This window comes from Devosia crocina (assembly GCF_900116545.1).
Lineage (GTDB): Bacteria > Pseudomonadota > Alphaproteobacteria > Rhizobiales > Devosiaceae > Devosia > Devosia crocina.
The window spans coordinates 1,596,323-1,610,477 of sequence record NZ_FPCK01000001.1 but is presented as its reverse complement, the minus strand read 5'-3'; the positions used below and the strand labels follow the sequence as shown (position 1 = coordinate 1,610,477).

Here is a 14,155-nt window from a genome sequence, read left to right as displayed (position 1 = left end):
ATGACGCTCGCTATTGCCACCCCGGATACCAGCCTTGACCTATGGCTCGCGCAGCAGACTGAAAAGTCGCTTTTGCGCTTCTTGACCTGCGGCAGTGTCGACGACGGAAAGTCGACCCTGATCGGACGCTTGCTCTATGACAGCCAACTTATCCTTGACGATCAACTGGCCAGTCTCAAAAAAGAAAGCCACAACCGTACGGTAGGCGATGAAGGTATCGACTTCTCCTTGCTGGTCGATGGGCTTGCGGCAGAGAGGGAGCAGGGGATTACCATCGACGTTGCTTATCGGTTCTTTTCAACCGACAAGCGCAAATTTATCGTCGCGGATACTCCGGGGCATGAACAATATACCCGCAACATGGCGACGGGCGCGTCGAACGCTGATCTCGCGCTTCTGCTGGTGGATGCCCGCAAAGGGCTGCTCACGCAGACACGGCGCCATAGTTTCATCCTCTCTCTTGTCGGGGTGAAGCACGTCGTGCTGGTCGTCAACAAGATCGATCTGGTTGAATACAGCCAGGAAGTGTTCGATCGCACCGAAGCCGATTATCGCGTCTTTGCTCAAAATCTCGGATTCCAGACCTTTGCAGCCGTTCCAGTATCGGCATTGCGTGGTGACAACATCCTTACATCAAGCGAGCGTATGTCCTGGTTCAAAGGCTCGCCCCTCGTGCCCTACCTCGAAAGCATCGAGGTCGCCCGAGATAAGGCCGACCTTCCGTTGCGCTTCCCCGTACAGTGGGTCAATCGCCCCAATCTCGATTTCCGGGGCTTTTCCGGCACACTGGCCTCGGGCGAAGTCAAGGTGGGCGATGAAGTACTGGTGGCGGCCTCCCGCAAACCGGCGAAGATCGCCAGGATTGTCACTATGGATGGCGATCTCACCCGGGCAGCGGCGGGGCAGGCGATTACTTTGGTGCTGGACCGAGAGGTCGACATATCACGGGGTGACGTCCTCGCGCATCCGCAAGCTGTGCCGGAATTTTCCAACCAGTTTCAGGCTAAGCTCATCTGGATGAATGAGAGCCCAGCTTTTCAAGGGCGGTCATATCTTCTCAAGATCGGCGCTCAAACTGTGCCGGCCACGATAACCGACATAAAATTCCGCACGAATGTGAATACGCTCGAACAGGCTGCGGCGAACAAGCTTGACCTCAACGAAGTCGGCACCGTCACGTTCGCCACGGATCGGGCCATCGCTTTCGACTCTTATGCCCAGAACGCTCTGACCGGCGGCTTTATCCTGATCGATCGCTTATCCAATGCTACCTTAGGCGCGGGAACGATCGAATTCGGCCTGCGCCGTGCACAGAACCTGACCTACCAGAATTTTGACGTGAACAAGCAGGTTCGGGCTGGCATGAAGGGGCAGGAGCCGCAGATTGTATGGTTCACCGGGCTCTCCGGCTCGGGCAAGTCGACGATCGCGAACCTTCTCGAGAAACGACTCACGGCCGAGGGGCGGCATTGCTATATCCTTGACGGAGACAACGTTCGTCATGGGCTCAACAAGGATCTCGGCTTTACCGAAGCGGCGCGCGTTGAAAACATCCGCCGTGTTGCGGAGGTTGCCAGATTGATGGCTGACGCCGGACTGATCGTCCTAGTCTCCTTCATTTCGCCATTCGAGAAAGAGCGTCGGCTGGCGCGTGAGATTGCAGGAGACATTCGCTTTACCGAAGTCTACGTGGACACCTCGTTGAAGGTAGCAGAAAGCCGCGATCCCAAGGGACTTTACGCCAAAGCGCGCAGAGGCGAGATCAAGAATTTCACGGGTATCGACAGCCCCTTCGAGGCTCCGCTTACCCCTGAAGTCGTTCTGCATGGCGGAGAGTACGAGCCACCGGCTCTCGCCGATCAACTCTACGACTGGTTGAAAATCTAGGGTCTGCTCAAGCTCCTAAGCGGAAGCAGCACGCGAGGAGGACGGAAGAGCGGCGAAGCTCTGATCGATATCGCTCAAGGTCTTCATCAGAAGGCCTCGGAATATCGGCTCCGACTCGTCGCGCATCCCGCTTATATCCGGCAAGCCGATGATGCTGCCGACAAGGGAAACGCTGATGGCGGAATGGATTTCGGGACGCATCAGGTGCAGTGCTTTCGCGCCCGGCCCAACGATCAGCACATGGCTTGGATCGACGATTGCCATCATACGGCTCAGACCAAAGCCTATGGCTCTGCCCGCAAGATTGAACGCATGTATGGCGGCGCGGTCCCCCGCCTCCGCACGTTGGATCAAGGCCTCGTATTGTTGTGGAGGTACGGCAGCGGCGGGCGCAGCGGTTTCGGGAACCGAGTAGGCGTTTCGAAGAACACCATAATCTGCCGCGTATGCCTCGATGCAACCGCGCAGTCCACAGCGGCAAAGTGCGCCGTTCGGTGTGTGGTTCATATGCCCGAACTCGGTGGCACCTTCGTCTCCCCGGCCCATCAGCTGTCCGCGAAAGGTCATCCCCATCGCTACGGTGGACCCCACGAATACGGAGGCGACACTGGCGTCATGCAGGGCTGGATTGGACCAGCGCACCCCCTCGGCAAGCAGACGTCCACGCTTATAGATCGAAACCGGAAGATCCAACGAACCCGCCATGGCATCGGCAACGCCGCTTCGCACCAGCCCCTTGATCGGCGACCATAGCAAGTCCTTTCCATGCCGGTCGAGCATGCCCTGAACCGAAATGGCAACGCGCCGCAACGAGGCACCCGCTGCCGGCGTGCGCGCTATCAGGGCTTTGAGGCGATCGACAAGAAAGAGGTGCGGAGACTGCGTGGTAAATGTGGTCGTAGAGACAGCCGTTTCCATCCTATCGACAAGCACCCCCCCGTAGTCCACTAACGATAGGCGCACGCGATTGACATCAACCTCGAAAAGGGCGGCATGCGCAGCCCTTCGCTCGAAGTTCACGAGCGTTGCAGGGCGGCCTCTGGCGCGACTGTCCGGCTTGTCGGCAGCAAGCTCCGCAACAAGACCTTGAACCAGCAGATCAGACATGATCGCTGTTATGCTGGCATGGCTCAGCCCCGTCGTTCCAGCCAGCGCGGTTCGCGACTGCGCGCCTTCCAAACGAAGAGCCGCAAGAACCAGGCCACGGTTCATGCGCCGCACGCTGTCGCTATCGCTGACGGATCGCGTCAAGAGGCAAACTCCTCGTATAATGTCCAAGGCAGCAAAGCGTCCGCGACCTCGCAACAGGATATCATTCGACATCACAGATTGACGTTGACATGTCCCGAGCCGACATGCGACTTATTTTTTCGAGCATTAAAAAAATGCTTCAGCCAATCGTGCCGAGGGAGATGGTGCGGAGCGGCATTCGGGGCGAAACAGCCCTTTGGGAGGACATCATGAACAAGCTATTCGCGGTCTTGCTCGCAACGACCGTCATGACCGGTGCCGTCGCGGCACAGGATACCTATATCGTAGGCGTGTCTTGGAACAACTTCCAGGAAGAACGCTGGAAAACCGACGAGGCAGCCATCAGGGCTGTGCTCGACGAGGCAGGCGCAAGCTACATTTCAGCCGACGCACAGTCATCGGCGTCCAAGCAACTGACCGATATCGAGAGCCTCATAGCGCAGGGCGCAGACGCCCTGATCATCCTGGCGCAGGACAGCGATGCGATCGGCCCTGCAGTGGCCTCGGCCGTGGCCGAGGGCATCCCGGTGGTCGGCTATGACCGGCTGATCGAAAATCCAGACGCCTTCTATTTGACTTTCGATAACAAGGAAGTCGGCCGTATGCAGGCTCAAGGCGTTTTCGACGTCGCGCCTGAAGGCAACTATGTATTCATCAAAGGCAACTCGGCCGATCCGAACGCAGACTTCCTGTTTGCCGGGCAGATGGAAGTGCTGCAATCGGCGATCGATTCCGGAGCGATCGCGAATGTCGGCGAAGCCTATACCGACAACTGGAATCCCGAGGTTGCACAGGCCAACATGGAGCAGTTCCTGACCGCTAACAACAACGAGGTCGATGCGGTCGTCGCTTCCAATGATGGTACGGCAGGGGGCGCCATCGCTGCGCTTGCGGCACAAGGCTTGGCGGGATCCGTGCCGGTTTCCGGTCAAGACGGCGATCACGCAGCTCTCAACCGCATCGCGCTCGGGACACAGACCGTGTCTGTGTGGAAGGATGCCCGAGAACTGGGCAAGCGCGCAGCCGAGATCGCGCTCGAGCTCGCTGGAGGCGCAGAACTCGACGGAGTGACCGGAGCAACCAAGTTCTCCGACGGGCCAAACGGCGTTGAGATGAACGCGGTGCTCTTGCCGCCCGTGCCGATCACCCAGGATAATCTTGATGTTGTAATCGACGCCGGATGGGTCTCCAAAGACGTCGTCTGCCAAGGCGTGACCGCCGGCTCCGTCGCCGCGTGCGACTGATTCGGTAGTTCTATCATGTGTTTGTAGTCGAAACTTGAATCGAACTGCAAACCAACTGCGTCCCGGCTCAACGCCGGGACGTGCGTTCACGGGAGACCCAGAATGGCCGATCAGCACGCCATTTCTACGCCTGCTCATCCCAGCAGCTTCACGCAAAATCCGGTGCAGCGTTTTCTGATCGCAACAGAGGTGGACACCCGTCTGCTGGGGATGATCGGCGCGCTGGCCATCATCTGGGTGGGGTTCAACATCTTCTCCGGCGGCTTGTTCCTGACGCCGCGGAACCTCTGGAACCTGTCTGTTCAGACAGCTTCGGTTGCGGTGATGGTCACGGGCATGGTGCTGGTGATCGTCACGCGCAACATCGATCTGTCGGTGGGCTCCATTCTGGGCGTTGTTGGCATGGTCATGGGCATCATGCAGACCCAGATCCTGCCCGTACAACTCGGTCTGGGTCTTGGACACCCGCTGATCTGGGTGCTTTCGTTGCTTGTGGGGCTCCTGGTGGGTGTGGGGATCGGCGGGCTGCAGGGAGCCATCATTGCTTATCTGCGCGTTCCCGCGTTCATCGTGACACTTGGCGGTTATCTCGTTTGGCGCGGCGCTGCCTGGTGGGTCACGATGGGCCGCACCGTTGCGCCCATGGACCCAACCTTCCAGCTGATCGGCGGCGGCCCTGCTGGCTCCATCGGCTTCACCTGGAGCTGGCTTGTCGCGGCCGCGGCCTGTTGCGCCATTGGCCTGGGACTTTACCTAGGGCGCCGCCAGCGCCGCCGCTTCAACTTCCCACAACGTCCCCTCTGGGCTGAACTCTCGCTGGCCATTCTCGGCTGCGGAGCTACGATTGGTGCTGTCTGGGTTGCCAATGCCTATCCCTGGCCGGTGCGTATTGCCGCAAATTACGCTGAGGCCAACGGCATCCCTGTGCCAGAAGGCGGACTCTTCATTTCACATGGAATCGCCATTCCGGTGCTGATCGCGCTCGGTGTGGGACTCGCAATGAGCTTTCTGTCCAAGCGCACGCGCTTCGGCAGGTATGTCTATGCCATGGGCGGCAATCCCGAAGCTGCGGAATTGGCAGGTATCAACACCCGCTGGGTGACGGTGAAGATTTTCATGCTGATGGGCGGTCTCTGCGCCATAGCCGCCGCTATCTCAAGCGCGCGCCTCAACGCCGCCACAAATGCTTTGGGAACGCTGGACGAGCTTTATGTCATCGCTGCAGCCGTGATCGGCGGTACATCGCTTGCTGGCGGCGTCGGAACTATCGCCGGCGCCTTGCTTGGTGCGGTTGTCATGCAGTCGCTGCAATCAGGCATGGTGCTGATGGGGCTCGATAGCCCGCTTCAGTCGATCGTTGTGGGCGCCGTACTCGTCTTCGCGGTTTGGCTCGACACGCTCTACCGTCGGAACAAGCAGTAGTTTTATGGGTGGGAGTGACATCATGCTGGAATCCAGCACGCCCCTCGTCGAAATGACCGATATCTCCATCGCCTTTGGCGGCATCAAGGCGGTCGATCATGCCTCGATCAGCCTCCGGCCTGGCGAGGTGGTTGGCTTGCTTGGCCACAATGGCGCGGGCAAATCGACGCTCATCAAGATCCTGTCCGGCGCCTATAAGCGCGATGCTGGCGATATCCGCATCAATGGCGAGCCCGCTGTCATCAACAATCCTCGCGATGCCAAAGCTTACGGTATCGAGACGATTTATCAGCAGCTCGCTGTTGCGGACAATGTCGACGCAGCGGCCAATCTGTTTCTTGGCCGAGAGATGGTGACCCCGCTCGGCACACTCGACGATGCCGCCATGGAGTCGCGCGCTCGAGAAGTCATGGGGCGTTTGAATCCTAATTTCCGACGCTTCAAGGAGCCGGTGAAAGCGCTTTCCGGTGGTCAGCGCCAGTCAGTCGCAATCGCCCGCGCCATTCTTTTCAACGCACGCATCCTGATCATGGACGAGCCTACGGCTGCGCTCGGGCCGCAGGAGACGGCGCAGGTGGGTGAGCTGATCAAGCAACTCAAGGCCGACGGCATCGGCATTTTCCTGATCAGTCACGATATTCACGACGTATTCGACCTGGCGGACCGGGTCGTGGTGATGAAGAACGGGCAAGTGGTTGGTCAGGCCCGTACCAAGGATGTGACCAAGGACGAAGTACTCGGTATGATCATCATGGGCAAGGTTCCGCCTGGTGCCCAGCCGGGTCCAGGTGCAATCGTGGGATGACAGCTGTGATATTCGGGATTCGGTGAGGTTGTCCTTGGCGCTGGCAGACGTGTAACGTCCGCCCGATTCTGAGAAGGAGCATCCTCATGAAAACCCGGGCCGCAGTCGCTTTCGAAGCGGGAAAGCCTCTCGAAGTCGTTGAAGTGGACCTCGATGGTCCCAAGGCGGGCGAGGTTCTGATCGAGATCAAGGCGACAGGCATCTGCCACACCGATGATTTCACCCTCTCAGGCGCTGATCCGGAAGGGATCTTTCCCTCTATATTGGGTCACGAGGGCGCGGGCGTCGTTGTCGATGTGGGCCCGGGTGTGACCTCGCTCAAAAAGGGCGATCACGTCATACCGCTCTACACCCCCGAATGCCGCGAGTGTTATTCCTGCCGCTCGGGCAAGACCAATCTTTGTACCGCCATTCGCGCTACACAGGGTCAGGGCCTAATGCCGGATGGCACGACACGCTTCAGCTTTGAAGGCAAGCCAATCTACCATTATATGGGTTGCTCGACATTCTCCAACTTCACGGTTCTCCCGGAGATCGCCGTCGCCAAGATCGATCCTGCGGCAGCCTTCGACAAGGTCTGCTATGTTGGCTGCGGGGTGACGACTGGCGTAGGTGCAGTGATCAATACTGCAAAGGTGGAGATCGGTTCGACGGCAGTCGTGTTCGGCCTGGGCGGGATCGGGCTGAACGTCATTCAGGGCCTGCGCCTCGCCGGTGCGGACATGATCATCGGCGTTGATCTAAATAATGCTAAGAAGGAATGGGGCGAGCGCTTCGGCATGACCCATTTCGTCAATCCCACCGAGATCGATGGCGACATCGTGCCCTATCTGGTGAATCTGACCAAGCGTCGCGGCGACCTGATCGGCGGTGCCGATTACACCTTCGATTGCACCGGTAACACCAAGGTTATGCGACAGGCGCTGGAAGCCAGCCACAGAGGATGGGGCAAGTCGGTGGTGATCGGGGTGGCCGGGGCAGGGCAGGAGATCTCCACGCGCCCGTTCCAGCTGGTTACAGGCCGCAACTGGATGGGAACTGCCTTTGGCGGTGCCCGCGGCCGTACGGATGTGCCCAAGATCGTGGACTGGTATCTCGACGGCAAGATCGAGATTGATCCGATGATCACGCATACGCTGCGTCTCGAGGATATCAACAAGGGTTTCGACATGATGCATTCTGGCGAGAGCATCCGCAGCGTAGTCGTCTACTAAGCCGACCTATTTCCGGGGTTTTTCACACGGCTCTTTGCCAGGATCGCGTCAGTGCCTTGACACGGCGCGCGAAACCCCGGAAATACCCGCCCAGAGGCCGCGTGGCGGAGTGGTTACGCAGCGGATTGCAAATCCGTGTACTCCGGTTCGATTCCGGACGCGGCCTCCATATCCGAACACGCCGGTGTGCATTTCGGTCACAGAGTGCTGTGAACGCGTCGGGCCATATTGCCTTGGGGCAACGCGATCTATATTCACGTCCGGCATATCAGGCAGGTAGCGGCAGCCGATGACGGACTTTCGACAAGCAAGGTTGTCTATGATCGACACCCAGTTGCGCCCGGCTGGGGTGACGACGGCTAACGTGTTGCGCGCCATCACTGCCGTGCCGCGCGAACGCTTCGTCCTGGAAGGTCGCGAGCCGGTTTCCTATGTCGACGATCTCCAGCCGCTGGAGGGTGGACGCTTCATTCTGTCGCCCGTGCATGCAGCGCGCATGATCCAGCTTGCTGAAATCAGCAGCTTGGACCGGGTTCTTGATGTGGGCACGGCAAGTGGCTATTCGAGCGCGGTCCTGTCTCATATGGCGCGACACGTGGTGGCCCTTGAAGAAGATGCCAGCTTGGCCGCCACAGCGCGCCAGCACGTTGTTGAACTCGGCCTCGACAATGTGGAAATCCGAGACGGCTGGTTGGACGCCGTGAAGGGCGAGAGTTTCAACGTGATCCTGGTGCAGGGCGCGCTGGATTGTCGGCCAGATGAACTGATAGCGCTTCTTGAGCCGAATGGCCGGCTCGTTGTGCCGGTACTACGGTCCGGCGTCGCGAATGTGCAGGTATTCCGGCAAGACAGTGGCGGCGTAATGTTCGCGTCAGAATTTGATGCGACCATGCCGCGGCTCCGGACATCGGTTCCAGCACAGGAATTCGTTTTCTAGCGCGTGGTCGGTTGTTGCCGATCAGCCACGCTGGCGAGGAAGCATACGTTAAAGTTTGAACGGCATTGTACGGTTGGTTGTCGATCTTTGTGCCGAGCGTTAGTGTTATAGAGTCTGAAGGCGGGGTACACATCTTGAAAAAGCTGATCAAGGCGAGCGGTCTTGCCCTATTATTGGCCACCTCTGCCATCGGCGCTGCGCAGGCCCAGTCGATCACTCAGGCGCTGACCGCAGCTTATGATCATGCGCCTGATCTGCAAGCTGCCCTGCTCAATGCCAAGTCGTCTGCAGAGAACATCGTTCAGGCTCAGTCGCGCAAGCTGCCAACGATTGGCGCTTCGGTGAGCGGCAACCAGAGCTGGAGCCTGGCTGCAGGTCGGTTTGGTGACGAGTCGCAATTGCAGGCCGGTATTTCTTATAATCACACCGTGTTTGACAATTTCCGGACGGAAGCTCAGATCGAGCAGGCACGTGCAGCTGCCGAACTGGCTGAATATCAGATCGCCAATTCGGAGCAGAATGTGCTGCTCTCTGTTGTGCAAGCCTATATGGATGTTCTCAGCGGACGCCAGCTGGTTGCTCTCCGGCAGGAGAACAACAACTTCTTCCAGGCTCAGGCACAGTCCGCACAAGACAGGCTGGATGTGGGCGAGGGCACGCGCATCGACGTGGCACAGGCGCAGGCGCGTTTGGCCCAGGGTGACGCCGCATATCGCGCGGCACTCAGTCAGCTTGAAGTGAGCCAAGCGACTTTCCAGCGCCTTGTAGGCGTCCGTCCGCAGCAACTCGACTCCTCGCACAACTACGCACGATTGATCCCGGGATCCATTGATTCTGCTTTGGCTGAAGCGGAGGTCGGTCACCCTGCGATCATGATTTCCAAGGCGGCCATTCGCGCCGCGCAGGCAGGCAGCGACGCTGCTGAAGCCGAATTTGGACCCACTGCTACAGTCACAGGTCAGGCAGGCAACCGTTGGTCGCAGGGTACGGCGAATCCGAATGGCTCGAATGTGCTGAGCGCGTCTCTTGGCTTCCAGGTTACGGTGCCGATCTACGCCGGCGGGGCGATCGGTGCTGGTGTGCGCAAAGCCAATCTCGAGCAGATCAAGACTGAAGTCGAAGCCATGTCCACCTATGATCAGGTGCGCGAGGCCGTGATTTCCGCCTGGGCAGGCATCCAGTCAGCCGATGCCCAAATCCAGGCGGCCAATGCTGCTGTTCAGGCAGGCTCCACGGTGGTGGAGGGTGTGATCCAGGAGCGAGACCTCGGCACCCGTACAACGCTCGACGTTCTCAATGCCCAGGCTGAACTAACCAGTGCGCGGGAGACCCTGATCAACGCGTCGACCAGCAAGGTCATCGCGACCTTCTCTCTGCTTTCGGCAATGGGGCGTCTGACGGCGCAGGATCTTGGCCTGCCGGTCGAAATAAAGTCGGCCGTGAATTACACACAAACGGTCGAAGATGTGTGGCAGGAATTGCGCACCGTAGCGGAATAATCTGCGCCAATCGGGAACCATGTGTTGTGGCCGGGCTTGTCCCGGCTACAACTTTTTGTGGATGTCGAACGTTCTGTCCGTCTGCGAATTCCTCTTGTCTAAGGAAAGCGTTAATCTGCAGGTAACGAATCGGGGTTGGCAGCGTGCGGATCTGTCCCCTGTGCGTCGCGCATGAGTTTTAAGAGGCACTTATGAACAAGCCGGCTGCCAAAGAACCCTCCATGGATGAGATTCTGTCCTCCATTCGGCAGATTATCGCCGATGATGACGAAGGTGCTGCGCCACGCCGCCCCTCGCTGCAGGTCGCCCCTGATCCGATGGAAGCCGCGTGCGTTTCCTCGTTGTCAGATGACGACGATGACACTGATAACGAGCCGCTCGCCCTTTCGGCTCTCCAGATCGTGCCTCAGGCAGAAGCTTCAGCAGATATGGGCTTCGAAGCTCTTCTGGCCGACGCCCAGAGCGAAGCTGCCCAAATTGAGGAACCGGCACTCCTGATCCCTGACGACGTTGACTTCAGCGCAGACGAAGCGGAGATTGAGCCCGAACCTCAGCCTTTCGCTGCCGCGCTGCCCGAGTTCGACAGCGAGCCTCAATCGGCTCAACCGGATGTCGAACCTGTTCCTGAACCTGAAATCGAGGCTGCCCCCGTGCTTTCTGCTGTACGTTCTTTTGATGACCATGTTTCCTCGGAAACATCCAGCGTCGAGCGGTCCTCCATTGCTTCTGTATCGCCCATGCCAGACGCCAACCTGAGCACCGATCTGGCAGAGGGTCTGCTTGAATCCACCACCAAGGCTGCAATACGCGGCTCGATGGGCAAGCTGAATGCTGCTGGTATCGGTGTGGTCGCCTCGCCAAGCCTCGGCAATGGCAGCGTCACCATCGAATCCATGGTGCGCGACATGCTGCGTCCCATGCTCAAGGAGTGGCTCGACGAAAATCTGCCGTCTGTCGTGGAGCGCATGGTGGAAAAGGAAATCGCGCGCGTTGCTCGCGGCGACTGATCCCTGCTCTGGAGCAGGATGCTTTTCCTGCTCCATCGCAGTTGACCCTGCGACAGGCATTTGCTTGAAGATGCTTACTTTGTCTGTGACCCGCCATGTCATGCCTGGCGGGTCTGTGCTGTTGCGAGTGACCCATGCTTGAAAAGACCTATGAGCCCGCTGCCGTCGAAAGCCGCATCTACGATGCTTGGCTTGAGGCCAATGCCTTTGCAGCTGGTGCTGGGGCCAAGCCGGGCGCCGAAACCTTCACCATCGTCATTCCGCCGCCGAATGTAACCGGTTCGCTCCACATTGGCCACGCGCTGAACAACACCATCCAGGATATCCTCGTCCGGTTCAACCGCATGCTGAAAAAGGACGTTCTTTGGCAACCTGGCACGGACCATGCTGGTATCGCGACGCAGATGATTGTCGAGCGCCAGCTTGCGGAAAAGCAGATGGATCGCCGCTCGATGGGGCGCGACAAGTTTATCGAGCGGGTCTGGGAGTGGAAGGCCGAAAGCGGCGGCACGATCATGAACCAGCTCAAGCGTCTCGGCGCTTCCGCTGACTTCTCTCGCGAACGCTTCACCATGGGTGATCGCGGGCAGGCGGACGACCAGATGGTGCGCGCGGTGACCAAGGTGTTCGTCGAGCTGCACAAGCGCGGACTGATCTATCGCGCCAAGCGGCTCGTTAACTGGCATCCTGGACTTGAAACCGCGATCTCCGACCTTGAAGTCGAGAACATCGAGGTCAAAGGCCACATGTGGCACCTGCGCTATCCACTGGCAGATGGCGTGACCTACCAGTTCCCGATCAAGGATGAGGAAGGCAATGTTACGGGCGAGGAAACCCGTGACTACATCATTGTGGCAACCACCCGCCCAGAAACCATGCTCGGCGACGTTGCCGTTGCGGTTCACCCGGAAGACGAGCGCTACAGCTCGCTTGTCGGCAAGTTCGTCGAACTCCCGCTAGTCGGTCGCCGTATTCCAGTTGTAGCCGATGAATACGCTGATCCGGCCCTCGGCACCGGCGCGGTCAAGATCACACCGGCCCATGACTTCAACGATTTCGAAGTCGGCGCGAGAGCCGGTGTCGAACCCATCAACGTCTTTACGACCCGCGGCACCGTCATCGATGCAGATTTCGTTCCCAAGGCTTATCGGGGGCTTGATCGCTTCGAAGCGCGCAAAGCCATTATTGCCGACCTGACTGCGCTGGCGGAGGATAACCCCACCCGCGGGCTCCATCACATCGAAGACAAAAAGATCATGGTGCCGCATGACGAAAAGTCAAAGCTTGTCGTCATCGAGCCGTTCCTGACCGATCAGTGGTGGGTAAAGGCGGACGTTCTGGCGCAACCTGCGCTTGCCTCCGTGCGCGAAGGGCGGACCAAGTTCGTGCCTCAGCAGTACGAAAACACCTATTTCGCCTGGCTCGAAAACATCAAGCCATGGTGCATTTCACGGCAATTGTGGTGGGGACATCAGATCCCTGCTTGGTACGGCCCCGACAACGAGGCGTTCGTTGCCTATGACGAAGCCGAGGCCAAGGCCGCAGCCGAAGAGCATTATGGGCGCCCGGTCGAGCTGACGCGTGACCCCGATGTTCTCGACACCTGGTTCTCGTCCGCCCTCTGGCCGTTTTCGACCCTCGGATGGCCCGATGAAACGCCGGAGCTCAAGCGCTACTATCCCACCAATGTTCTGGTGACCGGCTTTGACATCATCTTCTTCTGGGTGGCTAGAATGATGATGATGGGCCTCGAGTTCCTCGATAAGGAACCCTTCGACACCGTCTACATGCATGCCCTTGTTCGTGACGAGAAGGGCCAGAAGATGAGCAAGACCAAGGGGAACGTCATCGATCCTCTCAAGCTCGTTGATCAGTACGGCGCCGATGCAACCCGCTTCACCCTTGCCGCCATGGCAGCGCAGGGCAGGGACCTCAAACTCGCCATTGCGCGCGTTGAAGGTTACCGCAACTTCGTTACAAAGCTCTGGAATGCTGCGCGCTTCCTCGAGATGAACGAATGCCGGCGTATCGCGGGTTATGAGCCGAGCGCCAACACACTACCGCTGAATCGCTGGATCGTCGGCTCAACCGTCAGAGCACTCGCTTCCGTGCGTCAGGGCATCGAGGACTACAAGTTCAACGAAGCGGCAAACAGCGCCTACGATTTCGTCTGGGGTACGTTCTGCGATTGGTACGTAGAATTCGCCAAGCCTGTCTTCAACGGTGAAGATGAAGCGGCCAAGAGCGAAACTCGCGCTACCGCAGCCTGGGCTCTTGATCAGATCCTGATCATGCTTCATCCGATGATGCCGTTCGTGACCGAAGAGCTTTGGGCCGAAACAGGCAAGTTCGGCCCGCAGCGTCAATCGCAGTTGATCACTACCGAATGGCCAAGCTTCGAAGGCCTGGAGAACCCCGAGGCCGATGCCGAGCTCGCGTGGCTGATCGACGTCATTTCCAACGTCCGCTCCGTGCGCGCGGAGATGAATGTGCCGGCAAGTGCCAAGCTGCAACTCGTGGTTACAGGTGCAGGCGAGCAGACACTAGCGCGCCTGGTGGCGGGAACTTCTTTGATCACCCGTCTTGCGCGACTGGAGGAGATTTCCCCTCAGGCACAGGTGCCCGGTGAATCCGCTCAGTTCGTGGTCGGCGATTCTACCTTCGCGCTGCCGCTCGCAGGGGTGATCGATCTCACCGTCGAAAAAGCTCGGCTTGAAAAGGAAGTCGCAAAGCTTGATGCTGAAATAAGCCAGATCGACAAAAAACTCGGCAACGAGCAATTCGTCGCCAAGGCACCCGAAGAGGTGATCGAGGAGCAAAAAACGCGCAGGGAAGCGGCTAGCGAACGCCGGTCTCGTATCCTCGACGCTCTGAAGCGCCTGAGCTGAT

The 14,155-nt window shown here is 58.8% G+C and carries 10 protein-coding genes and 1 tRNA gene; 10 read left to right on the top strand and 1 reads right to left on the bottom strand.

Features of this window, described 5'->3' with window-relative positions; all coding sequences use genetic code 11:
- Positions 1–1,887, top strand: a complete 1,887-nt coding sequence (gene cysN, locus BM364_RS07725; protein ID WP_092423018.1) for a sulfate adenylyltransferase subunit CysN — start codon at positions 1–3, stop codon at positions 1,885–1,887.
- Between the two features lie 15 nt (positions 1,888–1,902).
- Here the strand turns inward: cysN and BM364_RS07720 are convergent, their stop codons facing one another.
- Positions 1,903–3,138 (bottom strand): ROK family protein, encoded by a 1,236-nt coding sequence (locus BM364_RS07720; protein WP_175528514.1) that lies wholly within the window; start codon positions 3,136–3,138, stop codon positions 1,903–1,905.
- A 248-nt stretch (positions 3,139–3,386) separates the two neighbouring features.
- Between BM364_RS07720 and xylF the strand changes: the two genes are divergently transcribed.
- The 9 genes from xylF to BM364_RS07675 all read left to right on the top strand — a co-directional run bounded on the left by xylF (position 3,387) and on the right by BM364_RS07675 (position 14,154).
- Positions 3,387–4,382 carry a D-xylose ABC transporter substrate-binding protein gene (gene xylF / locus BM364_RS07715; RefSeq protein ID WP_244542836.1) on the top strand — a complete coding sequence of 332 codons (996 nt, stop codon included), beginning with the start codon at positions 3,387–3,389 and terminating at the stop codon, positions 4,380–4,382.
- 102 nt (positions 4,383–4,484) lie between these two features.
- A complete protein-coding gene (locus BM364_RS07710) occupies positions 4,485–5,804 on the top strand; it encodes a sugar ABC transporter permease (protein WP_092423014.1) in 1,320 nt (439 codons plus the stop codon).
- Between the two features lie 22 nt (positions 5,805–5,826).
- Complete coding sequence (locus BM364_RS07705) at positions 5,827–6,609, top strand: ATP-binding cassette domain-containing protein (protein ID WP_092423012.1); 783 nt, start codon at positions 5,827–5,829, stop codon at positions 6,607–6,609.
- 86 nt (positions 6,610–6,695) lie between these two features.
- A complete protein-coding gene (locus tag BM364_RS07700) occupies positions 6,696–7,823 on the top strand; it encodes an S-(hydroxymethyl)glutathione dehydrogenase/class III alcohol dehydrogenase (RefSeq protein WP_092423010.1) in 1,128 nt (375 codons plus the stop codon).
- Positions 7,824–7,918: 95 nt separating this feature from the next.
- Positions 7,919–7,992, top strand: a tRNA-Cys gene (locus BM364_RS07695).
- Positions 7,993–8,142: 150 nt separating this feature from the next.
- Entirely contained in the window at positions 8,143–8,760 is a 618-nt protein-coding gene (locus BM364_RS07690) for a protein-L-isoaspartate O-methyltransferase family protein (protein ID WP_175528513.1), read from the top strand.
- Positions 8,761–8,894: 134 nt separating this feature from the next.
- On the top strand, positions 8,895–10,259 hold the full coding sequence (locus BM364_RS07685) for a TolC family outer membrane protein (protein WP_175528512.1): 1,365 nt from the start codon (positions 8,895–8,897) through the stop codon (positions 10,257–10,259).
- A gap of 221 nt (positions 10,260–10,480) precedes the next feature.
- Positions 10,481–11,266 carry a DUF2497 domain-containing protein gene (locus BM364_RS07680; protein WP_175528511.1) on the top strand — a complete coding sequence of 262 codons (786 nt, stop codon included), beginning with the start codon at positions 10,481–10,483 and terminating at the stop codon, positions 11,264–11,266.
- Between the two features lie 134 nt (positions 11,267–11,400).
- Positions 11,401–14,154, top strand: coding sequence for a valine--tRNA ligase (locus BM364_RS07675; protein ID WP_092423002.1), 2,754 nt, complete (start codon positions 11,401–11,403; stop codon positions 14,152–14,154).
- The last annotated feature ends 1 nt before the right edge of the window (position 14,155 follow it).

Bases quoted from the DNA above. Each gene is read 5' to 3' on its own strand.
- cysN (WP_092423018.1), top strand. From the start codon at position 1: ATGACGCTCGCTATTGCCACCCCGGATACCAGCCTTGACCTATGGCTC.
- xylF (WP_244542836.1), top strand. From the start codon at position 3,387: ATGACCGGTGCCGTCGCGGCACAGGATACCTATATCGTAGGCGTGTCT.
- BM364_RS07710 (WP_092423014.1), top strand. From the start codon at position 4,485: ATGGCCGATCAGCACGCCATTTCTACGCCTGCTCATCCCAGCAGCTTC.
- BM364_RS07705 (WP_092423012.1), top strand. From the start codon at position 5,827: ATGCTGGAATCCAGCACGCCCCTCGTCGAAATGACCGATATCTCCATC.
- BM364_RS07700 (WP_092423010.1), top strand. From the start codon at position 6,696: ATGAAAACCCGGGCCGCAGTCGCTTTCGAAGCGGGAAAGCCTCTCGAA.
- BM364_RS07690 (WP_175528513.1), top strand. From the start codon at position 8,143: ATGATCGACACCCAGTTGCGCCCGGCTGGGGTGACGACGGCTAACGTG.
- BM364_RS07680 (WP_175528511.1), top strand. From the start codon at position 10,481: ATGGATGAGATTCTGTCCTCCATTCGGCAGATTATCGCCGATGATGAC.
- BM364_RS07675 (WP_092423002.1), top strand. From the start codon at position 11,401: ATGCTTGAAAAGACCTATGAGCCCGCTGCCGTCGAAAGCCGCATCTAC.